General features: G+C 57.1%; 15 protein-coding genes. 6 read left to right on the top strand and 9 right to left on the bottom strand.

Features of this window, described 5'->3' with window-relative positions; all coding sequences use genetic code 11:
- Positions 1 to 195: 195 nt before the first annotated feature.
- Positions 196 to 1,647 carry a phospholipase D-like domain-containing protein gene (locus GA0071314_RS04980; RefSeq protein ID WP_074395595.1) on the top strand — a complete coding sequence of 484 codons (1,452 nt, stop codon included), beginning with the start codon at positions 196 to 198 and terminating at the stop codon, positions 1,645 to 1,647.
- On the opposite strand, the gene GA0071314_RS04975 is transcribed toward GA0071314_RS04980, so the two are convergent.
- From GA0071314_RS04975 to GA0071314_RS04965, 3 genes are read right to left on the bottom strand one after another with little or no spacing between them, the layout of a single operon-like run.
- A complete protein-coding gene (locus tag GA0071314_RS04975) occupies positions 1,641 to 3,365 on the bottom strand; it encodes a bifunctional protein-serine/threonine kinase/phosphatase (protein WP_074395592.1) in 1,725 nt (574 codons plus the stop codon). The genes GA0071314_RS04980 and GA0071314_RS04975 overlap by 7 nt on opposite strands.
- A gap of 2 nt (positions 3,366 to 3,367) precedes the next feature.
- The gene (gene cobA, locus GA0071314_RS04970; protein WP_074395591.1) at positions 3,368 to 4,267 is read right to left on the bottom strand and encodes a uroporphyrinogen-III C-methyltransferase; all 900 of its coding nucleotides are present in this window, start codon (positions 4,265 to 4,267) and stop codon (positions 3,368 to 3,370) included.
- Positions 4,227 to 6,950, bottom strand: coding sequence for a nitrate reductase (locus GA0071314_RS04965; RefSeq protein WP_074395589.1), 2,724 nt, complete (start codon positions 6,948 to 6,950; stop codon positions 4,227 to 4,229). Before GA0071314_RS04965 ends, cobA begins: the two co-directional genes overlap by 41 nt.
- Before the next feature lie 681 nt (positions 6,951 to 7,631).
- On the opposite strand from GA0071314_RS04965, the gene GA0071314_RS04960 reads away from it, so the two are divergent.
- From GA0071314_RS04960 to nirD, 3 genes are read left to right on the top strand one after another with little or no spacing between them, the layout of a single operon-like run.
- Positions 7,632 to 8,960, top strand: a complete 1,329-nt coding sequence (locus GA0071314_RS04960; RefSeq protein ID WP_074395588.1) for an NAD(P)/FAD-dependent oxidoreductase — start codon at positions 7,632 to 7,634, stop codon at positions 8,958 to 8,960.
- Positions 8,961 to 8,962: 2 nt separating this feature from the next.
- Positions 8,963 to 11,470, top strand: coding sequence for a nitrite reductase large subunit NirB (nirB, locus tag GA0071314_RS04955; RefSeq protein ID WP_074395587.1), 2,508 nt, complete (start codon positions 8,963 to 8,965; stop codon positions 11,468 to 11,470).
- A gap of 51 nt (positions 11,471 to 11,521) precedes the next feature.
- Entirely contained in the window at positions 11,522 to 11,914 is a 393-nt protein-coding gene (gene nirD / locus GA0071314_RS04950; protein WP_074395586.1) for a nitrite reductase small subunit NirD, read from the top strand.
- Between the two features lie 113 nt (positions 11,915 to 12,027).
- On the opposite strand, the gene GA0071314_RS04945 is transcribed toward nirD, so the two are convergent.
- Genes GA0071314_RS04945 through GA0071314_RS04925 form a run of 5 tightly spaced genes read right to left on the bottom strand, consistent with a single transcriptional unit; the run spans position 12,028 to position 19,297 of the window.
- Positions 12,028 to 13,275 (bottom strand): WD40 repeat domain-containing protein, encoded by a 1,248-nt coding sequence (locus tag GA0071314_RS04945; RefSeq protein WP_231896514.1) that lies wholly within the window; start codon positions 13,273 to 13,275, stop codon positions 12,028 to 12,030.
- Positions 13,275 to 14,501: a WD40 repeat domain-containing protein gene (locus GA0071314_RS04940; protein ID WP_231896542.1), complete on the bottom strand. Its 1,227-nt coding sequence runs from the start codon at positions 14,499 to 14,501 to the stop codon at positions 13,275 to 13,277. The genes GA0071314_RS04945 and GA0071314_RS04940 overlap by 1 nt, the downstream gene beginning before the upstream one ends.
- Positions 14,494 to 16,326: an alpha/beta hydrolase gene (locus GA0071314_RS04935; protein WP_074395583.1), complete on the bottom strand. Its 1,833-nt coding sequence runs from the start codon at positions 16,324 to 16,326 to the stop codon at positions 14,494 to 14,496. Before GA0071314_RS04935 ends, GA0071314_RS04940 begins: the two co-directional genes overlap by 8 nt.
- A gap of 59 nt (positions 16,327 to 16,385) precedes the next feature.
- Positions 16,386 to 17,192: a DUF4123 domain-containing protein gene (locus GA0071314_RS04930; protein ID WP_074395582.1), complete on the bottom strand. Its 807-nt coding sequence runs from the start codon at positions 17,190 to 17,192 to the stop codon at positions 16,386 to 16,388.
- Positions 17,183 to 19,297 carry a type VI secretion system Vgr family protein gene (locus tag GA0071314_RS04925; RefSeq protein ID WP_074395581.1) on the bottom strand — a complete coding sequence of 705 codons (2,115 nt, stop codon included), beginning with the start codon at positions 19,295 to 19,297 and terminating at the stop codon, positions 17,183 to 17,185. The genes GA0071314_RS04930 and GA0071314_RS04925 overlap by 10 nt, the downstream gene beginning before the upstream one ends.
- A gap of 250 nt (positions 19,298 to 19,547) precedes the next feature.
- On the opposite strand from GA0071314_RS04925, the gene GA0071314_RS04920 reads away from it, so the two are divergent.
- A complete protein-coding gene (locus GA0071314_RS04920) occupies positions 19,548 to 20,483 on the top strand; it encodes a cation diffusion facilitator family transporter (protein ID WP_074395580.1) in 936 nt (311 codons plus the stop codon).
- Between the two features lie 5 nt (positions 20,484 to 20,488).
- Here the strand turns inward: GA0071314_RS04920 and GA0071314_RS04915 are convergent, their stop codons facing one another.
- A complete protein-coding gene (locus tag GA0071314_RS04915; protein ID WP_074395579.1) occupies positions 20,489 to 21,655 on the bottom strand; it encodes an MFS transporter in 1,167 nt (388 codons plus the stop codon).
- A 137-nt stretch (positions 21,656 to 21,792) separates the two neighbouring features.
- On the opposite strand from GA0071314_RS04915, the gene GA0071314_RS04910 reads away from it, so the two are divergent.
- Positions 21,793 to 23,181: an aminotransferase-like domain-containing protein gene (locus GA0071314_RS04910; protein WP_074395578.1), complete on the top strand. Its 1,389-nt coding sequence runs from the start codon at positions 21,793 to 21,795 to the stop codon at positions 23,179 to 23,181.

The following is a 23,181-nucleotide window of genomic DNA, read 5'->3' as shown; positions in this document are numbered from 1 at the left end:
TCTCCTAATCGAATGGTTATGACTTATGACTGGCGCTTGCTAACACCGACAACTACGACACCTTGGCTCACCAAGCGTTCCTTTTACCGGCGCCCAAAATCTGCGTCTATTACATTGCAGCTTTGAGCGAACACGCTATCTTAAAAGCTCGCTCAGCAACGATGTTGCTGTCACATTCTTGGGTTGGGGATTCGGGTGACATTTTTTAAACAATTTGTTCGTTGGTTACGACGTCTGAGCGTTGTGGTTTTGGTCTTACTCACCTTCTATTTCACCCTCATGGCGTACCACCAGTTAAAGCCTCTTCCCCCCGGCATTTCCCACGCCAGCCCGGTTTACCAAACTGACAATGTTGAGTTCTTCCGCGACCTGACGCACCACGCGGATGACGAACGGCACGTGGACCAGGAAATTTTTGACCAGGTCGAGCGTATGATCGAACGCGCCGATGACTTTATCGTGATCGATAATTTCATGGTCAATGGCTTGGTCAATGATCCCTCCGAAGATTACCCGCAGTTGAGCGATAACCTTGTTGATCAGCTAGTTCGCAAACGCGACGCCAATCCCGATATGCCAATTGTGTTTATCAGCGACGCGATCAACTCAGGCTACGGCTCCTACCCCGCTGAATGGCTCGACCGGCTGCGCGACGCTGACATCGACGTGGTGATCTCCAACCTGACCCCGCTGCGCGATTCAACGCCGATCTATTCATCGCTTTGGCGTATGGGGCCGCAGTGGTTGGGCGACTTGGGCGGTGAGTGGTGGCCCAACCCGTTTTTAGAGAAGGGGCCCAAGTTCAACCTGGGCGGCTACCTGGATATGTTCAATATCAAGGCCAATCACCGCAAGGTGGTGATCACCGAGCGAACGGCGCTGGTCGCCTCCGCCAATGCCCACGATGAATCCGGCTTTCATGAGAACGTCGCGTTTGAAATCGATGGGCCGATCATCGCCGACCTGCTCGACGCCGAGCAGGCAGTGATTGATCTGGGCGACAGCGGTATTCAATTGCCCAGCTACACACCGCCAGAGGAACCTGCCACCGGGGAATTAAGCCTTCAGTACACTACTGAAAGGCAAACGCTTCACAACGTGCTCGACACCATTGAGCAGGCCGGCGAAGACGACGAATTGTGGCTGGCCATGTACTACCTCGCTGACCGCGAAGTGGTTAATGCGCTGACCGACGCAGCACGGCGGCGGGCGCAAGTTTCCTTGATTCTCGACCCAAATAAAAAGGCGTTTGGCCGTAAAAAATCCGGTTTACCTAACCGCCCAGTGGTTGAGGAGCTCATGGAAAATACCGACGGCGAGGTGCGCGTGCGTTGGTATGACGTCGAGGTCGAGGAGTTCCACCCCAAGATGATGATGCTCCGTCAGGCTAATCAGAGCACGATCATCAGCGGCTCGACCAACTTCACCAGCCGCAATCTGGATAACTACAACCTCGAGGCCAGCCTGATGATATCAGGCCCCAACGATGCAGACGTGATGCGCGAGGTCGATGACTACTTCCTGATGCTGTGGCATAACGAAGGGGGTGATTACACCCTGGAGGCAGATGAATACCAAAACATCCTGTCCGAATGGCAGCGGGTGCTTTACGGCGTCCAGGCCTACCTCAAACTCACGACTTACTGAGGCATGTTAGCGATTAACGCGATGATAATAAGGCCCAGCAGCACGCATAGCCATTGCCAAAATCGCACCGGGTCACGCTCTAATAGCGGTGGCCGCGATTGCTTCAAAGTGCCTGGGCTTGGCGAGCGCAGCTCGAAGATAAATTCCGAAAGCGCGGGATAGCGATGTTGGGGGTTAGGATGCAGCGCTTTTTTTAGAACCTCGTCCACCCAGGCGGGCAGTGCACGGTCTTCGTTGAGCGCGGATTGGTAGGCGAGCTTGCGCTGTGCTGCCCGGGTTCGGGTTTTGGCCACTTCAGTACCGTAAGGCAGCGTGCCGGTCAGCATCTGGTAGGCGATCACCGCTAGGGAATACAGGTCAGACCTTTCAGTGCCCCCTTCGCCCAGAAAATACTCCGGTGCCGTGTATTGCGCCGTGCCGAGAATATCCTCCCCAGCGGCCGCGTCTGCTTCGGCAATTCCCGCGACCCGAACGGCGCCAAAATCAATCAAACGCGCCGTGCCGTGATGGTCGATCATGATATTGTCCGGGCGTACATCCTGGTGGAGCATTTCCAGGCGATGAAAGGCGCGCAAGCCTTTGGCCACCTGCTCGATAATGCCGCGGACCTCGGCCAGATCCGGCTCAGGGTGGTCACGCATCCACTGGGTCAGGGTTTGACCGTCGATATATGCCCAGACGCTGTACAGGTAACGGCGGGGCTTTCGCTGTTCGGGCGCGGAAAGCACATGGGGGTTGTTAATGCGCCGGGCGATCCATTCCTCACGCACGAAACGCTCGACGCTGGCAGCGTCTTCGGCCAGCTCCGTGGATAGCGTTTTCACCACGACGTGCTGATCGCTTTCCGGGTCGTGCGCCAAATATACATGACTACGGGCACTGGCGTGCAACGGGCGTATAATGCGCAGGCCGTCAAGCTCGCTATTGGGGCGAAGCTCAGGCGGTGAGGATAGTCCGCCCAGCACATTGTAAAGCTCATCAGCGTCCCGGTCGGGCAGCGTGTCGATGCGCACCAGTTGAGCCGTCAGGTTGTCATCGCTGCCTTTCTCAAGCGCCGCGTTCACCAACGCCCGGGCAGCCGCGTCCAGATCGGTGGCATTGTCTTGAATGATTAAAGCCATGGCGTGGGGAGACAGCCATTCGTAAACACCATCGGTGGTCAACAAAAACACATCGCCTTCGCTGAGCGATACGGCACGATAATCAAGCTCCAGATGCTGGCTTGCTCCCATGGCGCGCGTTAGATGGCTGGTCTCCCGAGAGGCCCAAAAGCGATGGTCTTCGGTCAGTGGTTCCAGCGAACTGCCCGCCAACTGGTAAATACGGCTATCGCCGACATGAAACAGATGCGCCGTGGCCGATTTAATCACCATGGCGCTCAGCGTGCAGACATAGCCGCGGTCCATATCGTAGCGGTATTGGCTCTGCCGGGTTTGCGCATACAGCCACGCATTGGTGGCCTGGAGCACACGCTGGGCCGCATTTTTAACGCTCCAGGAAGCTGGCGTGGCGTAATAATCACCAAGAAAGCCACCTACCACCGCTTCGCTTGCCTCACGGCTCACCGTGCTGCTGCTGATGCCGTCGGCCAACGCAATGGCAATGCCCTTATGACGCCGCTGGGCGTCGTCGGGCAGATAGGCCCCGTAAAAATCCTGGTTGCTCGGCTTACGGCCTTTATCAGAGCACTGGCCCAGGGAAATGCTCAGCGTTGCCATACTCAGCAAAAGGCTTTATTGATTTCGAGAGCCGCAGGGCTTGTCGCTACGCGCGATACCACGCTGCCGACGACGATGACACAGGGTGACGGCAGTGGTTGCGCCGCGAGCATGCTGGGCATATCAGCGAGCGTACCCACTAACGACTGCTGGTCCGGCTGGCTGGCGTTGGCCACCAGCATAATCGGCCAGTCATCGGGCAGCCCCGCGCCACGCAAACCACTACAGATCGCGTCAACCTTGGAAAGCCCCATGTAAAACACCAGGGTTTCGTCGCGCCGGGCAAGCGCCGACCAATCCGGGGTGCCGTCTTCACGGCACAACTGGGCAGTCACAAACCTTAGCTGCTGGGCATGGCCGCGGTCGGTCAGCGGAATGCCCATGCACGCCGCCGCTGAGGAGGCCGCGGTAATCCCGGGGACAATCGTGGCAGGTAGCTGAGCGGCAGCCAGCGCATCCAGCTCTTCGCCCATGCGGCCAAAAATGGCTGGATCACCGCCCTTGAGACGCACCACCGACTTGCCCGCCCTGGCAAGCTTGACCATCAGGGCGCCAATCTCGGCCTGAGGCATGCTGTGGTGTCCGCTTGCCTTGCCCACATAATAGCGCTGGGTACCGCGGGGAATCAGCGCCAGCACGTCGTCGCCCACTAGCCGGTCATAGACCACGGCGTCTGCCTGGCACAGCAGGCGCGCCGCCTTGAGCGTCAGCAACTCGACATCGCCGCTGCCAGCGCCGACCAGATACACATGCCCTGGCTGGCAATCGCCCTTATGCGGCAACTGATCGGCGGTATCGCGGGCGACGCTTCCGAGCCTAGAACGGCTTGGATCTAGACGGTTCACGAGCCGCGCCAAGGCATTACACCATTTCATAAGCGGAATTTTGCTTAGCGCGCGCATTGGGGCGCTCCTCTTCAAGTAACGATTTCAATTCGGGAATGCAACTGCCGCACTGGGTGCCGCAGGCAAGGCGTGCGCCCAACGCTTCAACGCTGGTATCGCCTCCCCGAATGGCCTCAACAATAGCGGTTTGACCTACCTGATGACAGCTACAGATAACCGGGCCGGTATCCGCCGCACCGTCATCGCAGCCCGCTAACAAACGCCGACGATGGGTATCGTCGATGTGGGCGTCGTTAAAACGCGCTTCCAGCCAAGCGAGCCCAGGTAGTTCATTGGGCGGACCTACCATCAACCACCACTTAAGCTGGCCATTTTCCACACCTGCCGCGCGCAGGCCACCCGTGGCGACGTCTTCGCACCAAAGCGCTGGCGACGTGGGCAGCCACGCCGCCAGTGAGGCAAACCAATCGTTGACGGCCGTCGCACCTGCCAGTTGCCAGCGTTGGCAGCCGCGCATGGGGATACGGGTCCAGTAGTCGCTTTCGCACCACGCAGGGTGCCCCGTTGGCATAGCGCTAGCGTGGTCGGCAACCAGCAACGTTGCCTCCCAGGCAGGCGTTAATGGCACCAGCGCCACTGCTCCGTGCTTGGCTTCAGGCTGGCCGGAAATCGGGTCCATAATACGCTGAATCAACGCGCTGCTGCGCGCATTTTGGCTGAAACAGTCGGTCCAGTGAATAGGTACGAATACTTCGCCGCGTCGCTGAGCCTTAGATACTCTGGCGCGTGCCAGGTACTTACCCGTCGCGGCAGATAAAACGGCAAGTGATTGATCTCTAATACCCGCCTCGGCAGCGTCGTCAGGGTGTACATCGATAAACGGCTCGGCGCGGTGGTTCATCAACCGCGGCGAACGGGCGGTGCGCGTCATGGTGTGCCACTGGTCGCGTATTCGCCCGGTGTTGAGACGCAGCGGATACGCTGGGCTGAGCGCTTGCTCGGGCCCCCGCGGGGTAATCGGCAGTAGCTTGGCGCGTCCATCGGGCGTGGCAAACTGGCCATTCTCAAATAAGCGCGCTGTACCTTTAGGGGCCTGGATATTTACCGGCCATTGAATCGGGGCAAGCGCGTCATAACCGTCACGGCCCAGCCCGGCAAGCCCCGAAATATCGAATAGCCGTTGTGTGGTACTGGCGTTTTCAAAGCCGGAAAGGCGTGCGTGCTCGTCAAATATTTGGCTCGGGTGAGCGTAATCAAACGCCTCTGTAAACCCTAGCCGCTTGGCAACATCGCAGATGATTTGCCAGTCGTGGCGAGCCTCACCGGGTGGCGGCAACATGCCACGTTGGCGAGAGATACGCCGCTCGGAATTAGTCACCGTGCCGTCTTTCTCAGACCACCCGGAAGCCGGCAGCACAATATCGGCGTAGGGCAGCAGATCGGTATGCGCCGCACACTCCGAGACAATCACCAGCGGGCATTTTGCAAGCGCCGCGCGCACGTGGGCCGCATCGGGCAGGCTTATCGCAGGGTTGGTGGCCATCACCCATAGCGCTTTAATTTCGCCGCGCTCAATGGCGTCAAACAGCTCAACGGCTTTGTAGCCGGGGCCATCTGGCAGTTCGGGCACCAAGTTATCGGTAGCCCAAAAACGGGTGACTAAGTCACGCGCGCCGGGGGTATCGTAATCCATGTGCGCGGCTAGCTGGTTGGCCAAGCCGCCCACTTCGCGCCCGCCCATGGCATTGGGCTGGCCGGTGACCGAGAACGGCCCTGCGCCGGGCAGGCCGATTTTGCCTCCCGCCAAGTGGCAGTTGATGATCGCATTGCACTTATCGGTACCGCTTGAAGACTGGTTGACCCCTTGGGAATACAGCGTCACCACGTGTAGCTGGCTGGCAAACCAGTAATAAAAGGTTTCCAGACGCTCGACATCCACATCGCAGGCTGCCGCGACCTCGACGATGGAGCCCACCGTTTGTTGCGCAGTCTTTAATGCCTCGTCAAACCCCTGGGTGTGACGCTCCAGGTAGACGTGGTCCAGCTTGCGCTTGGCCGCCATCCATGCCAAAAGCCCGTTAAACAGTACCGCGTCGCTGCCGGGTTTGATGCCCAGGTAAAGGTCGGCTATCTCGCAGCTATCAGTCACCCGCGGATCGATCACCACCACACGCATCAACGGGTTACGCTCTTTGGCGACCTTGATGCGCTGGTAGAGCACCGGGTGGTTCCAGGCTAGGTTGGAGCCTACCAACACGACCAGTTCGGCCTCTTCCAGATCTTCATAGTTGCAGGGCACCGCATCGGCACCGAAGGCGCGCTTGTATCCTGCCACCGCCGAAGCCATGCACAGCCGCGAATTGGTATCCAGATGCGGCGTGCCCAAAAAGCCTTTAAACAGTTTATTGGCAACGTAATAGTCTTCTGTCAGTAACTGGCCGGAGAGATACGCTGCCACACAGTGATGACCGTGCTCATTGCGCAATCTGGTTAACCGGTCGGCGGTAGCGCTTAATGCCTGATCCCACGAGACCTCCTCGCCATCCACGCGGGGGCGTGTTAGGCGGCCTTGATCACCTAGCGTTTCGTGCAGCGCCGAGCCTTTTACGCACAGCCGCCCATAATTGGCGGGGTGCTCAAGGTCGCCCTCCACAGCGCTCAGCTTGCCGTTATCCGCCACGGTCGCGTTAACGCCGCAGCCGACACCACAGTAGGGACAGGTCGTTTTGGCTTGATGCATGATCACTCCTTGGCAGATTGCAAACGCCGCCCATAAAAAAACGCCCAGGCTGCTAATCGCTTGCGCAGAATTCGCAAAAGTCGATCAGCAGGCTGGACGTCGTTGCCACAGCGAGCACCGTCAAAGGTGCCAAACGTATTTTTTAACGGCTACTTATTGTTTAACGGCTTTCTTGGGGTTATTCGCTGCCATTGCTTTTAATGAACGCAATACAATGCGCGATTGTTCCTTGTACTTGGTTAACTGCAAACGCTAAGCCGTTATTCAAAAAAATCACAAATAATTATTAAAAAACAATATTTTAAATAAAAACCACAGCCCATCTCAGACATTTGCTACGCCGCTGACGCCCCGCGCTTGTGTGCTGAGAGTGCAATCCAACACCTCATGCGCACCAACAGCGTGCATAGGCTCGGGGAAGTGTCTAACCAGGTTCTTATAAATTTCTATTCAAAGACATGAAAAATAAAGCAAAAAAAACAATATCCCAGGATTGGCCGTCGATTTGCAGCTATTGAGTATATAACTTGTTGGCGGCCAATGGCGGCGGCCACGCGTTAACCAACGTTACCGGGCAACGACGCCCCTGACCTTGTTCATCCTGCTTGCAGGAAGCGCATGTGTCAGGGGCGTTTTTGTTTGGAGCAAATCGCTATCACGCAAGATGAATAGGAGCCACCCATGGAAACCTTTCCCCGGTGCTCACTCGATGACCACTTGGTCATTATCGGCAACGGCATGGCCAGTCACCGATTGGTGGAAGCCCTGGTCAATGCCCCCCAACGCCCTAAGGTAATTACCGTGATTGGGGAAGAGCCGGTGCCCGCCTACAATCGCATTCTGCTCTCCCCACTGTTAGCTGGCGACATGCAGCACAATGCGCTAACCCTGCGCGACGCTGACTGGTACCGGGAAAACGGTATCTCGCTACGTCTCGGCGAGCGCGTCGAAACCATCGATCGTGAGAACCGTACACTGACAACCGATGGCGGGCACACCATACGCTATGATCGCCTCGTGCTGGCCACCGGCTCGCGTCCGACGCTTCCCAAGGTGCCGGGCATAGCGCTAGATGGCGTGCACGGTTTTCGTGATTTAGACGACGCCGCTGCGCTTGAAGCCATTGCCCAACAGGGCGGCCATGCGCTGGTAATTGGCGGTGGCCTGCTGGGTCTGGAAGCCGCCGAGGGGTTACGCAAACGCGGCCAGGGGCTAGACGTTAGCGTTTTACAGCGCAGCGACCGGCTAATGAACCGCCAGTTGGACGCCACCGCCGCCAACCTGCTGAAAGCCTCACTCGTTGAGCGCGGGCTCAACATTGTCACCCAAGCGCAGTTGGCAAAACTCGAAGGCGACCCTACCGGCCGCGTCTGCGCTGCCGTGCTGAATGACGGACGTCGACTGCCTGCCGACAGCGTGATTATCGCCGCTGGCATCACCCCCAACGCCGAATTGGGGCAATCAGCAGGGCTCACCACCGACCGTGCGATCAAGGTCGACCGCCATCTCACCACCTCCGACCCGCATATTTTTGCCCTGGGCGAATGCTGCCAGTTTGAGCAGCACACCTATGGGCTGGTCGAGCCCATTTGGCATCAGGTCAAGGTATTGGCAGCGGTGCTTTGTGGCGACGCGGGCGACGGCTACCGCGAGGCACCCACCGCTACCAAGCTCAAAGTCAGCGGCGTTTCGCTTTTCGCGTTTGGCCCTACCGAGGCCTCGCCCGAGCATGACGAGCTTCGCTACCACGACCCACAACGGGGCGACTACCGGCGCTTATTACTGCGCGACGGCCGCATTGAAGGAGCCGTGCTCTATGGCGACACCCAACACGGCCCCTGGTACTTCGAGCAGGCGCTGGCGGGGAACGACCTGAGTGCCTGTCGTCAGGCGCTGCTGTTCGGCGCCGCGGATGTCGAGGTGCTACGTGAAGCGGCATCTCAACTGCTCCCTGATCCTTCTGGACCCTCTTCTAAACACTCTTCTCATACAACGTCGGAGGCGGCTTAAGCATGTCTACCCAACAGCAGCTTATTATTATTGGTAACGGCATGGTCGGCCACCACCTGGTCGAGCAGCTCGTAGATAACGGCGCTCTTGATCGCTATCAGGTCACCGTGTTTGGCGAAGAGCGTCATCGCGCCTATGATCGCGTCCACCTTTCGGAATATTTCAGCGGCCGCGATGCCGAGTCGCTCGCCCTGTGCGACGCCGACTACTACGCCACCAGTGGCGTCACGCTGCGCACCGGCGAAGCCGTGACGCACATTGATCGCGACCAGCAGGAAGTGGTGACCGACCAGGGGCGCTACCCCTACGACCAGTTGGTACTGGCCACCGGCTCCTATCCCTTCGTGCCGCCGATTCCCGGCAACGACCGCGACGGCTGCCTGGTCTACCGTACGCTGGATGATCTGGACGACATCCGCGCGGCGGCCGAAAACGCCACGAACGGCGTGGTGGTCGGCGGCGGCCTGCTCGGTTTGGAAGCGGCCAATGCCCTACGCGGTTTGAACCTGGATACCGCCGTGGTGGAGTTTGCCTCGCGGCTGATGCCGATGCAGGTGGATAATGAAGGCGGCGAATTGCTGCGTGAAAAAATCGAAGCCTTGGGCGTGCAGGTGCTTACCGAGCGGGCCACCCAACGTATCGAAGACGGCGACGCGAGCCGCCACCGTATGGTATTCCAAGACGACAAGGTGCTGGAAACCGACCTGATTGTGTTCTCGGCGGGCATTCGCCCCCGCGACCAGCTGGCCCGGGACTGCGACCTGGAGATCGGCGAGCGCGGCGGCGTGGTGGTCGACGACCAGTGCCGCACCAGCGATCCCGCCATCCTGGCGATCGGTGAAGTCGCCCTATGGAACCAGAGCATTTTCGGCCTGGTCGCCCCCGGCTATCAGATGGCCAAGGCGGCGCTCGCCACGCTGACCGACGGCGATACCCGCTTTAGCGGCGCAGACATGAGTACCAAGCTCAAACTGCTCGGCGTGGATGTGGGGTCGATTGGCGATGCCCACGGCAATCAGAACCCGGGGGCGCGGATGTTCCGCTACCTCGACCCGCTCACTCAGGTGTACCGCAAGATGGTCGTCTCCAGCGACGGCAAGAAGCTGCTGGGGGCCATGCTGGTGGGCGATAACAGCGCCTACGACACGCTGCTGCAGTACTATTCAAACGGCATCGAACTGCCCGACGAGCCGGCCTCATTGATTCTGCCGCAAAGCAGTGGTGCCGCCCCGGCGCTTGGCCCCGATGCCCTGCCGGAAACCGCCACTATTTGCTCCTGTCACAACGTCACCAAAGGCGATATTTGTGCCACGATTGACGGCGGCGCGGTCGATTTGGCGGGTGTGAAAGGCGAGACCAAAGCCAGCACCGGCTGCGGTGGCTGCACGGCGCTGCTCAAAAGTGTCGTGGATCACGAACTCGAAGCCCGCGGCGTGGAAGTCGATAAATCGATTTGCGAGCACTTCGCCCATACCCGCCAGGGGCTTTACGACATCGTGCGCGTAGAAGGCATTAAAACCTTCAGCGAACTGATCGACAAGCACGGCAATCCTGAGACCCACCGCCTGGGCTGCGATATCTGCAAACCCGCCGTGGCCTCGATTCTAGCGTCGTGCTTTAACGAGCCGATCACCGACGCGGCGCATGTGCCGCTGCAGGATACCAACGACACCTTCATGGCCAACATGCAGAAAAACGGCACCTACTCGGTGGTGCCGCGGGTTGCCGGTGGTGAAATCACCCCTGACAAGCTAATCGCGCTTGGCGCGGTGGCCAAGAAATATAACCTCTACTCCAAAGTCACCGGCGGCCAGCGCATCGATTTATTCGGTGCCCGCCTGGAAGACCTGCCGGATATCTGGAGCGAACTGATCGACGCCGGTTTTGAAACCGGCCACGCCTACGGCAAATCGCTGCGCACGGTGAAGTCCTGCGTCGGTAGCACCTGGTGCCGCTACGGCGTGCAGGACAGCGTCGGCATGGCGATCCAACTGGAGAATCGCTACAAGGGCCTGCGTGCGCCGCACAAGATCAAGTTTGGCGTTTCCGGCTGCACCCGTGAGTGCGCCGAAGCGCAGAGCAAAGACATTGGCATTATCGCCACTGAGAACGGCTGGAACCTGTATGTGTGCGGTAACGGCGGCATGCGCCCACGCCACGCCGAGCTGTTTGCCACCGACCTGGACGATGAGCAGCTCTACCGCACCATTGACCGCTTCCTGATGTTCTATGTGCGCACCGCAGACCGCCTGCAGCGTACGTCCGTATGGCGGGAGAACCTCGAAGGTGGCCTGGATTACCTGAAAGAGGTGATTCTGGAAGACAGCCTGGATATCGGCGACGAGCTAGAGCGTCAGATGCAAACTGTCATCGACAACTATCAGTGCGAATGGGCCGATGCCATCAGCGATCCGGAAAAACTCAAGCGTTTCAGAAGCTTCGTCAACGACGAGCGCCCGGACCCGTCGATCATCATGACCAGCGAGCGCGGCCAACTTCGGCCTGCTTAATTAAGCGACGCTTTTCACTGAATAAACAATGATCAAACAACGAGGCATCCCATGACCGCAACGGCAATGAAAAAAGAGATGGATAACGTGAGTGTTGAAAACAGCAAGACCTGGCAAAAAGTCTGTCACAAAGCCGACCTGGTGGAGTTTTCCGGTGTGGCCGCCTGGCTGGATAGCGGCGCCCCCCCGGCCCAGGTGGCCATTTTCTATTTACCAGGCCATGGCAACGAGCTTTTCGCCCTCGACCATCACGATCCGTTCTCCAACGCCAACGTCATTGCCCGGGGTATTGTCGGCGATCTAAAAGGTGCCCCAGTCGTCGCCTCGCCCATCTATAAGCAGCACTTTCGTCTGGAAGACGGCCAGTGCCTGGAGGATGAGGACGTCAAACTACGCACATGGCCAATTGAGTTCAAAGGCGATGAGGTATGGATCGAGGGGTGATGGTTAAGATGATGAAGGAAGGCAGGGAGCTGCCTTCTTCCATCGCGTTTTCATATGACCATCCGCGAATTAACGGTTTTTCCGATATAAATCGTGAAAGTAAATAATCAGCATCACTGCCCCACCCACTCCTTGGCTAGCGTGCGTTCTTCAGGATCGTAACGGTACACGGTGATACCGCCATCAAAAGCATGCCCGGTGACCAGCAAGTTCGCATCAGGCGCGGAGTCGATACTCAGGTTGCGGGAGTAATCATTCACTGAGGGAAAAGGATCAGTGCCCAAATCAAGATACGCTTGGGGCCAGGGGTTGCCTGCCTCGAACAGACCGGCATAGGTTTGGCTAGTGCCATCACTGCTATACTGGCTGTAACCAATACGCAGGAACTCCTCGCTGCCCTTGATAAAGGCAGTGGCAATGGTCGTTGGCGTAGCTAGCGGACGATAAACGCCGTGCTCATCAGGCTTATCTTTTCTTGGAACATCAATAAGTTTACTTTTATCCCAGTACTCATCCGTTGCCAAACCTTCTGGAACATCTTCTAGGAAAACACCACTGAGGTAGTCAGCCATACGGCGGCGCTCTTGTGGTGCATTTGTATCCCAGAAAAAACCCAAAGTATTCTCATCACCACTGACCACCCACTGCCCATCGGGGCTGATAGTGGCATCTACCTTAAACGAGTTCCCTGGTAGCATGGAAATAGGCTCAAACGTGTCAAGATCCCATAGCGTCACGCCCGTATAGTTGCTGAATCGACGTTCAGGTGCGACTGCAGGCACCTCGTCGACGCTTGGGCTTTCACGATCTCCCACCCCTGCTGATACGAATTTACGCCCCTGCTCAGACAGCGTTAGTTTCAATATCTTTCCCGACCCTTTAAAACTGGGAGAGACACCATCTTGCATGACCGGCTTCATGGCGCCCCCGTGACCATGGAAGATGTTCCAGTCAATATCGGAAGCTAAATAATCGGAAAAGGTTGAGTCCATCACATGCCCGTAGGTGGGAAAGTGTTCAAACTCTTCAATCACCTCGCCATCGACGCCCTGCACGTACACCGCATCATTCTGATCCAGCCATAGGAATGCATTTCCCCTTTCAATAAAGTAAGCGCTGTAGATATTGGCTTCATTGGAAAGCACTTCCCGTTTTTGGTCCTCGATATTCCACAGCACTAGCGCACCATCTTTGTGGGCAGAGATCACATAGCGACCATCGCTGGAAACGCTTAGCGAGGTCACCGGCTCCAGGCGACTAAGCGTGAACCAGAGCCAAGCACCAGCGGCCATGACCACCAGCATGATAATGACCAACTCACGGAGGCGGTGTCTAGCGCTCGCGATGACGCTTGCCAGCATTACTGCCCTACCCACTCCTTGGCTAGCGTGCGCTCTTCCGGGTCATAGCGGTACACGGTGATACCGCCATCAAAGGCATGGCCGGTGACTAACAGGTTGGCATCAGGCGCGGAGTCGATACTCAGGTTGCGAGAGTAGTTATTGACTGAGGGAAAAGGATCCGTACCTAAATCAAGATATGCCTGGGGCCAGGGGTTGCCTGCCTTGAACAGGGCGGCATAGGTTTGACTAGTGCCATCACTACGATAATGGCTATGGCCGATGCGTAAGAACTCCTCACTGCCATTGATAAAAGCAATGGCAATAGTCGTTGGTGTAGCTAACGGGCGATAAATACCATGTTCATCAGGCTTTTCCTTCCTTGGGACATCAATTAATTCACTGGCATCCCAATAATCTTCTTCTGGTAGCCCATCTGGCAAATCATCTAACAAAACACCGCTATCATAGTCAGCCATTCTGTGGCGTTCTTGAGGTTCATCCGTATTCCAGAAAAGCCCGATGGTATTCTCGTCACCGCTGACCACCCACTGACCGTCCGGGCTAACGGTGGCATAGGTTTTGGATGAGTTGCCCGGCAATTTAGCTACGGGTTCCAAAGTATCAGTATCCCATAACGTCACCCCGCCGTAGCTGGAGGAAAAACGAAAATCGTCCTCTTCCCGTACCGGCGGGGAGTCTTCGAGTTCGCCACCAGGACTTCCCGAGCCCCCGGAGACGAAAAACCCGTCGCCCATAGAAAGGTTCAAGACTTGCCCGGTGCCGGTAAAGCTGGGGCTTTGGCTATCAAGCAAAACGGGGCGTAACGCATCGCCATGTCCATGGTAAATGTTCCAGGTTTGATTACTGGAGAGGTAGTCCTGTCTATCAGCGGACATCACATGCCCATAGGTCGGGAAGTGCTCAAATTCCTCAATCACCTCGCCATCGACGCGCTGCACATAAACGACATCATCTTGATCCTGCCATAGGAATGCATCGCCTTCGGGGATAAAATAGGCACTATAAAGGTTCGCATTATCAGACAGTTGCTCTCTCTTCTTGGCGTCTATATCCCATAGCACCAGCGCGCCGTCTTCGTGGGCAGAGATCACATAGCGACCATTGCTAGACATGCTTAGTGAAGTAACCGGTTCAAGCCTTGTTAGCATCATTACGCCGTAATAGGCCAAAGCCAATACAGTGCCAACAACTATTACAAGAGCGATTATTTTTTGCTTATTCATAGCGACCAAAACGCGATGCCTCCTTGATCCGATCAATAATCCCTTCCTGATAGCTTTTCTCAAACACCTCATCGCTAGGAATTTTCATTCCCGAGTGATCAAATAACCATAGTGTCTGGTCGACGAAGTCGAATTCTTCAGTACCTAATTTCCTTCTAATAAAAACATTATCAGCACGCACCACACCAAACCCGACACTCCCCAGCGCTGCGCGCGGTCCTCTCCCCGCTCGCCAATTCCTGCCTACCAGCCACTCCAGGGTATCGATATAGGAGGCGGCGCGTTCTTCGCTCACCACGGCATGGTGGGCGAGCGGTGCCAACAGGTCATAAGTGGGCAAGGGGTCGGCGCTGGCGATTGCCTCACGCGCCTCCTCAATCGCCAGCTTTCTGAATGCCTGCCAAGCCCTTGCAGCGTGCTCCTTGCCATAAGGATCAGGGCCAACCGGTATGGGTGGAGGCACAGGAGGTTGTACCGTATCGTCCGGTGCCTTATCGGTGTAGTAGCGGATTAAGGGCGTCGACAGGCCAGCGGGGAATACCCACCACTTTTTACCGTAGGCGCCTCCCGCCGAGCCGATGAGTTCATCCAACATATCGTCGGCGCCGAATAGCTCTTGTGCCCACACTGCGGTGGGGCTGATGACTTCAGCTACCTGTTGCCAGAAGGAGCGGCTATCCTGCGGCGGCGGCCCGAGGATGCCATCCTCCTCGGAGTGCAACACCACCACCTTGCGCGCTGCCTTGTGGGCGTCGGGGAAGACGCCCATGCCCAGCGGGTGGCTGTCCTGAGAGGAATCATTGACGAGCGCGTTATCGGCAACCGCTGGCTGCCACAGATAAATATTGTCGATCCATTGGTGGCGCTCCTGCTCACCGAGAATATTGAGTGCCGTGAGTACCACGCGCGCGCCCAGCGAGTGGCTGATGATATTGATGGCAATGCCTGCTTCATCAAGCTGTTCAAGCAAAGCGACCAACCGCCGCCCTGCTGCCATCGCATTGAGTTCGGCCTGGAAGAAGTCGACGCTGCCCGTATCGCCAAACCAGGCGATGCCCACCATGCGGGTGTAGGGTCGCCAGTCTTCTTCGGTCATCCCCGCCGCACGGTTGAGCTGATGCTCCATGTGAACGAACCAGTTGTAGGCACCACTGCCGTTACAATACGCCTCACGATATTCATCCGATCCATTTTCGGTCGGCGTATGATAGAGATTGTTGGCTATCTTGCCTCTCGTGACAGGTACTTGGATATTTACCTTGTCGATATCTTGAAGAATGGTGGCGCTGCTGGCCGTATGGGCAGTGGTTAATAACGGTTTAGCACTGATATCGCTGCGCTTTTCCCAGGAGGCAAACGACCCGTACTGACCCAGTGGGACATTGTAGCCATGCAAGAACAGCGTGGCGTTGTTACCCGCCAAACGCAGCTGTTCCAGTTGCTCGTCGCTCAGTAAGTCGGCCTCGGGTGAGGTCATTTCATCGCGCAGATTGAGGCTGATAGGCGGAGGCAGGTAGGTGGCCTGGATCGTCGTTTCATCCATGGCAATATCGACTTCCGGAGGCTCCGCCGCTGCTCGACATGGTTCCAGCGGCTTATCGTCGACCGCCACCAGGTGCTGACCATGGGCATCCATTAGTTGCCAGGCGACCTTATTAGGCGCCGCCCCTTCATGACGACTTGCGCCCTCGGCATCAATGGTGGCGGTGATGGTCTTTCCGGCAGAATCAACTAACTTGACGCTTGTGCCTTCCGGTAGATAACGCCCCAGCGTATCGCGATGCACAATCAAGACGGTAACGCCCACGCTACAGTGGGCAGGCATCGTGACACCTGACAAGCTTGTTCGGCTGGGCTGTAATCGCGGGGGCGAGAGGGTTTCGGTCATCGGGGGTCACCATCGGTTTCTGCTAAAGGAGCTTGCTCATTGACCAGCGTTTGCAACTCATCCAGCAGTGCTTGCCGGGAACCCTTATGTGCTTTCAGTTGCTGCATATGGCTTGGCGAGAGCGGCGTACGATAGTCAGACGCGGCAAGGAGGCTGCACCCTTCCCAGCGCGCAGATTCCGTCGTAAAAGGCAGCGCTTCCATTTGCTGGAGCCATTGCTGCGCCAGCGAAGTTGAAAGGCCATGATCACTGGCCAACTGCTGGCAGAACGCTTGATCACGGGTCCGTTGCAGGGCCTGTTCGTGGTCAGCTGTCAAACTGAACTTGCCTAGCGGTTCATCCCCAGGCACTGGCGACTCAAGCCGCCATGCCTCACCGTTGGCAACGCCACTTATGGCTTTGATGGGCCCTAGCAACGCGTGCGTTTCGCCCTCGGTCAATGCCCCGGCCAATCCGCCGTATAGCCGCGAATCAGCATAGCGAAACAGGGCGAGCGGCCCCTCTTGGCGGTCGACATGAGTTAATTGCCGGTAATGCGCAGCGACTTCCGCCAGGGTTGCATCGCTATACAGTGCGATCGCGGCGCCCTGCTGTACCCAACGTGATGCGGCATCATGGGCGCTAGCCGTTGAAAAGCTCATCAGGATTGGCCCTTGTTGCGCATGCTGGGCGTAGGCCGTTTGCAAATACAGCTGCTCGTAGGCGGGGCGTTCGTCTATTTCGAACATCTGTTGTAACAGCTGTGGATAGAGAGCTAAGTCAATCAAATAAAAGACCGATAGCGACGGCGTTCTTAGCGACATGGGCATTGATCCCCCAAAGCACAGCGATCAACACTATCGTTATTGCCGTCCTTCAGCCGTTGGCATACCTCAACCACCGCGGCACCTTGCAAGGCAGCCGTCATCAGTTGGTCTTGCTGCAAGGGGGCAATACGCTCATGGCGCTCGGTTGCTACATGCCCTGGCAATAGGGCATCTATTACCGCCTGCCCACTTCCCACACCGGGGCTACCCCCAGAGTTGATCTTGACCTGAGCACCAACGATGGTAATCCCGCTAGGATCAAGTTTGACGAAGCTTCCCCCGGCTTTGAGGGTGATTTCGGCCCCGGCATCGATCACCGTTTTGCCGCCTGATTTTTGATGCACTTCCCGTCCTGCTTCCAGCAGGTGCGCTCGGCCGCTCTTCTCGTGGCGGGAGCCGTCGATTATCAGGTGGTCGTCGCCGTCTACCTTCGTATGGCGGTTGTTATGCACCGTGTGGTGATCGTCGTTGTCGATCTCGCTGATGCGGTCGTTATGCACCTTGAGGTGGCTGTCGCGGCGGATCTCTTCGCTGCGGTCGTTGAGCGTGAGCAGCTCTAAATCTTTCTGGGCGTGGAGCCAGATTTGCTCTTCCCCGGCTTCGTCTTCAAAGCGCAGCTCGTTGAAGCCGTCGGCCTTGTGGCTTTGGGTGCGTAGTACCGTGCGGGTCTTGTGTTCCGGCAATGGATACGGCGCGGTATTAACGGCGGGGTAGGTGCGCCCGGTGATTAAGGGCTGATCCGGGTCGCCTTCCAGAAACGAGACAATCACTTCGTGGCCGATGCGCGGGATGGCGATGCTGCCGTAGCCGCCGCCCGCCCAACCCTGGGCAACCCGCACCCAGCAGCTCGCCGTTTCATTGGGTTCGGCGTAGCGATCCCAGGGGAACTGGACCTTGACCCGACCGTGCTCATCGCAGTGAATCTCTTCGCCGTCGGGGCCGACCACGAAGGCGACCTGGGGGCCATCCACCCGTGGTTTTGGGTTGGGCGTGGCGCGCCAGGGCGCATCGCCGGGAATCAGCGTGACCTGGTTGTGATAACGAGTCATCCCGGCAGCGTCACCCTGCGTGATGCCGTCCTCTTCCAGCGCCTGGGGCTGCTCGCCGACGTGGCGTACTTCGATGGCCTGCCAGTCGCGGTTGAGGCTGTCGGTGTCGTGGTCGGTCAGCGTGAAACGCAGGCCGGGGGCCAGTTCTGGCAGGTCGCTTTCGGCACTGGCGGTAATCGCCTCGCGGCGCAGCTGTTCCAGGCGAATGCGGGTAAAGGGTTTGCCGGAGGCATCCTGCTTATAGCGGCCGGGGTAGTCGTAGTGTTCGTAATCGACCTGCTGTCCATGGTCTTCTACATCACGGCCCAGGTGGTCGTGGAGCTGTGCATAGGCGGGATTTTTAAAGCTGTAGTCTTTTAGCGTGGCGGATGAACTCGCTACCCGGGCGGTGTGGCTGAGCTTGCGCACATGGCGCATGGGAGCGGTGCCTCCGGCACGGCTGTGATAGCTGCGCTCGCCGAGGCTAGTGAGTAGCTGCGGGTCATCGGCAAACACCAGCCGATGGGCGCCGCCGTCGCTTGCTTCAAACTCATGGAAATAAAACAGCCCCTCTTCGGCGGCCAGGCGCTCGATAAAGGCGAGGTCGGTCTCGCGGTACTGCACGCAGTACTCACGTTCGGGGAGCTCGCGAGTGACTGCAAAGGCCACGTCGCGGATGCCGCGCTCGTCGCACAGGGTATTGATGATGGTGAGCGGGTCGACTTTCTGGAAGATCCGCGAGTTGTGGCGCAGAGAAAGCCGCCACAAAGCGGGGCGCAGCACCAGCGAGTAGAAGGTGCGCCGGTGGCCTCGGTCGCCCCGGCCAAATTCGCTGACAATGCCGTGCACCCGGCGCAGCGCTTCGCCGTCCTGCCAGATGGTTAATGACGCTTCACGATCCAGCAGCTCGACGGCGTCCAGGCTGCCATCGCGGCTGGCCAGGTTCAGCGCCAGCTCGAAGGGTTGGGAGAGCGATTCGCGGTGGGTGAAGTCGATCACCGCCACGTCATCCACCCCCGGAAGTGTCAGGGTGAATTGCAAACCTGTCTTATCCGCCCCCAGCCTTTCAGACATAATCCCGCTCCCTGGATCGTTATCTGCTAATGAGAAACGATCAGAGTAGCGGCACCAGAAAGCAAGGCAACCCCTTCACTGCACAAAGGGTTAATATCTTACAAACCATGTCGGCAATCTCTTACAAAAACAGCCTTTAAAAGCGCCTTTCATCCAGAAGAGGTTATTTAGCCTTCATTTTTTGAGACAACCCATGATATTGCTATGCTTTCCCACTTTTTGTTAGGTAGGCATCGGAGCAGAAACGTTCGTGAAGACAGAATCCAGAACTTTAGCCTTTTCCGCCTTGATGGCACTGCTGATCGGCTGTGCGGGCATTGCCGCGACGCTGGCTTCCAACTCCCAGGCCATTTTGCTGGACGGGTTATTCAACCTTATCTATTTCAGCGTTGCGCTGGTCACCATCAAGGTCAGCAAATTAGCCAGCCGCCCGGACAGCGAGTCTTACCCGTTTGGCTATAGCTACTTTGAGTCGCTGGTAAACCTGTGCAAGGGGCTATTGATTCTAGGCGTCTCGATTTTTGCCCTGGTGGATGCCATCGCGGCGCTCCTCAGCGGAGGGCGTGAGATCGCTGCCGGGTTAGCGGTACTTTACGCGCTATTTGCCACGGCGGTGTGTTCGCTAACGGCCTGGGTCATGCATCGAAGCCAACAACATGTACACAGCCCATTAGTGAGTGCGGATAAACTCAACTGGGTGGTTAACAGCGTGATTTCGGCGGCCGTGCTCGCCGCGTTCTGTTTGGTCATGCTGTTCGAGCAGCTAGGCTGGCACACAGTGCTGCCGTATGTGGATTCGGTGTTGGTGATCGCTGTCGTACTACTTTGCCTCGGCGTGCCGGTGAGAATGGCATCTCAATCGCTGCAGGAACTGCTCAATAAAAGTCCTGAAGAGGCCATTGCCGAGCCGGTTCGCCAAGCCGTCGCACGGGCACTCGCCGACACTGACACGCAAGAAGTGCGCGTCCGTATAGTGCGCCCAGGACGGTTACTCTATGTCATGGTCCATGTGGTGCTCCCCGACACGTCGCCCAATGCCTCCATTACTCAACAAGACGCCCTGCGAGCGCATATTGACGAACACGTGCGCCGTTACTACTCACCGGTGATTTGTGACGTGGTATTTACCGCCGACACCCGATGGGCCGCGCCCTCCTGCGGGCTGTTGGTTGAGACATCCCATTAAAATACTCAACCATCCGCATACCCCGGCTCATGCGCGTGACTTGCTGACCGCTTGACTAGCCAACCGGCCACGCTGACACCGGCCAGCAACACACCACCGAACAGCGTTAATGCGGCTGCATGACCGGTGGCATCAACCAGCACACCCGTGACCACCACCGGCAGACTAAATCCTATATAGGCCATTAAAAAATAACCTGCGCTCGCCTCGTTAGGTACGTCTTTAGCGACAGCCAGCACGCCGCTTAGTCCACCTAAATAAATAAACCCGTAGCAAGCACTGCTGGCCGCAAGCGTGCCCGCTAATACGGCTACTAGATAGCCTTCAATAGCGCCCCATGCGATCAGTCCATATGCCAAGGGTAAAATACATAACCCAAGCGCTGTCGCGCGATGTGGCGTAAGCTTTCTCGCCCAGGGTTGAAACAACACCCCACCGCTGCAAACGCCGAAAGTAGCGAAACCACTCCAAGCGCTTAATCCGTGTTGGTTAAGCGTGGAAGGTAAAATGGCGATCACCAAACCCACCGTTGCCCAAGCCAGTAAAATCGCCAACCCATAGCCTAGCGTACCGTGCGGGTAAGCCGGCAAACGCCACATGGCACGCCCGTTAGAGCGGACTGTTTCATCTGGCAGAGTTATGACCATCACCAACGCTAAGCCAGCAGCACATAGGTAAAGCCACAGGCTGGGTGGTGTGACACTTGGTGCAAAAAGGATAAACACGCTGGTCACCGCTGCCCCCAAGCCAAAGCCCAATGCCGTGCTGGCCGTCACATAATGCGTGGCTTTCTGATGAGCGTGACGGCCTACCAGCATTTGCATATAGCCAGACGCGATAGCCGTCGTAAAAGCGGTGCCAATGCCCAGCAGAAATCGTGCAATAGCAAGCGCCCATAGCCCCGGTGTCACTAGCGTTAGCGTGGTAGCGACTAGGCACAATAGAAGTGTCAGAAGGATTAACGGCTTACGCCCCACTCGGTCGGCTAGCCCGTTAAGCCCCAGCAACACCGGCATGATGCCAGCAACGTAACAAGCAAAAGCAAGCGTTGTGGCCCCAACACCCAGGCCATCCTGCGCTGCCAGCGCGTCATAAAGCGGTGCTTGTAAATTAACCGCCGTCGTAATCATGCATAACGCGAACGACAGGCAGAACGCTGGGTAACGGTTCATGGCATTATTCCTCTAGGCGCAATCAATCGAACCGTTACGCTCGCAGCTCTGCTGGCTAGCAGTAAGGTACACTTAGCCGCAATTACCAAGACACTGTTTTGCCGTTTTCATGAACAGTTTAGGTGGACAAGTTTGTTATGAGATTCTCGATTAACCGCCGTGCGCCCATCTCCGTGGCTAAACAGCTTGAGGTGGAAATTCGCCAGTGGATACAGCAGCATGCAGCGACAGGCGGGCGTCGCCTCCCTTCGATACGCCATTTAGCAGCAACACATAACGTCAGCCGCAATGCAGTCATTGAAGCTTACGAACAGCTGGTGGCATTAGGGCTTGTGCGCTCGCAACCTGGCTCGGGGTTTTATGTGGCAGATAACGCGCTGAAACTGGTTCAACCCGCGTCATCAACGCCATTGGAAGAAGTGACGAATGGCTTATGGGGCGTGTTTAACACCGATGAACAGTCATTGAACCTGGGCTGCGGCTGGTTACCTAACGATTGGCGCGAAGGAGAAGACCTTACTTACGCCATTCGCCAAGTCACGCGCAAGAGCCGTTCAGGTATTTTCGAGTACAGCACACCGCAAGGGCCCCAGGTACTGCGTTATTTGATCAAGGAGCGCCTTCGCACCCTGGGGATTAATGCTAACGAACAGCAAGTTGTCACCACCGGCGGTGGCAGCCATGCGCTTGATTTATTAGTGCGATTATTGCTGGCGCCTGACGATGTAGTGTTTGTTGAATCGCCGGGCTATTACAACTTTTTTGGTTTGCTGCATTTGCAACGGGTTCGCGTTATTGGCGTCCCTCGCTTAACCGATGGGCCAGACATCGAGCGATTGACCGACCTACTCAAGCAATACCGCCCTAAGCTGCTCTATACCAACAGTGTGTTTCATAACCCAACGGGAAGCACATTAGCACCCGCCATTGCCCACCGTGTTTTACAACTTGCTGACCAGTACGATTTTCAGATTATCGAAGACGATATCTATGCCGATTTCCAGCAAACGCCGACACCACGTTTAGCGACGTTGGATGCTCTTGATCGTGTGTTCTATCTGGGTAGTTTTTCAAAAAGTCTATCCTCTTCACTGCGCGTCGGGTTCATCGCCGCACCTGCCGCCTGGGTTCAACGCTTGGTCGACATCAAGATGCTAACCAGCATTTCTGCGCCCCATTTTGCAGAGCAGGTAGTCACCATCATGCTACAAAATGGCAGCTACCGAAAATTGACTGAACGGCTGCGTAGTCGGCTTTCCAACCAGATGTCTATCGCCCTGACCCAGTTGAAGCAGGCCCAATGGGAAATATTTACCGAGCCAACAGGCGGCATGTTCATTTGGGCAAAGCCGCCTGCCTCGCGGCTCGATACAATCGAGGCAACAGCAAAGCATTGCGGGGTTACACTTTCGCCTGGGCATTTATTTCTGCCAGATCATCAAGCCACCTCTTGGTTACGCCTCAATGTTGCTTACATGCAGGATCCAAGAGCCAAGGCGTTTATCGAGGCCGATGGCCAGGAGTGA

Source organism: Halomonas sp. HL-93 (genome assembly GCF_900086985.1).
Taxonomy (GTDB): domain Bacteria; phylum Pseudomonadota; class Gammaproteobacteria; order Pseudomonadales; family Halomonadaceae; genus Vreelandella.
The sequence above is the reverse complement of the archived record's forward strand: the minus strand, read 5'-3'. Positions and strand labels throughout refer to the sequence as shown.

Bases quoted from the DNA above. Each gene is read 5' to 3' on its own strand.
- GA0071314_RS04925 (WP_074395581.1), bottom strand. From the start codon at position 19,297: ATGTCTGAAAGGCTGGGGGCGGATAAGACAGGTTTGCAATTCACCCTG.
- cobA (WP_074395591.1), bottom strand. From the start codon at position 4,267: ATGCGCGCGCTAAGCAAAATTCCGCTTATGAAATGGTGTAATGCCTTG.
- GA0071314_RS04915 (WP_074395579.1), bottom strand. From the start codon at position 21,655: ATGAACCGTTACCCAGCGTTCTGCCTGTCGTTCGCGTTATGCATGATT.
- GA0071314_RS04945 (WP_231896514.1), bottom strand. From the start codon at position 13,275: ATGCTGGCAAGCGTCATCGCGAGCGCTAGACACCGCCTCCGTGAGTTG.
- GA0071314_RS04960 (WP_074395588.1), top strand. From the start codon at position 7,632: ATGGAAACCTTTCCCCGGTGCTCACTCGATGACCACTTGGTCATTATC.
- GA0071314_RS04965 (WP_074395589.1), bottom strand. From the start codon at position 6,950: ATGCATCAAGCCAAAACGACCTGTCCCTACTGTGGTGTCGGCTGCGGC.
- nirD (WP_074395586.1), top strand. From the start codon at position 11,522: ATGACCGCAACGGCAATGAAAAAAGAGATGGATAACGTGAGTGTTGAA.
- GA0071314_RS04935 (WP_074395583.1), bottom strand. From the start codon at position 16,326: ATGCCTGCCCACTGTAGCGTGGGCGTTACCGTCTTGATTGTGCATCGC.
- GA0071314_RS04930 (WP_074395582.1), bottom strand. From the start codon at position 17,192: ATGTCGCTAAGAACGCCGTCGCTATCGGTCTTTTATTTGATTGACTTA.
- nirB (WP_074395587.1), top strand. From the start codon at position 8,963: ATGTCTACCCAACAGCAGCTTATTATTATTGGTAACGGCATGGTCGGC.
- GA0071314_RS04940 (WP_231896542.1), bottom strand. From the start codon at position 14,501: ATGAATAAGCAAAAAATAATCGCTCTTGTAATAGTTGTTGGCACTGTA.
- GA0071314_RS04910 (WP_074395578.1), top strand. From the start codon at position 21,793: ATGAGATTCTCGATTAACCGCCGTGCGCCCATCTCCGTGGCTAAACAG.
- GA0071314_RS04975 (WP_074395592.1), bottom strand. From the start codon at position 3,365: ATGGCAACGCTGAGCATTTCCCTGGGCCAGTGCTCTGATAAAGGCCGT.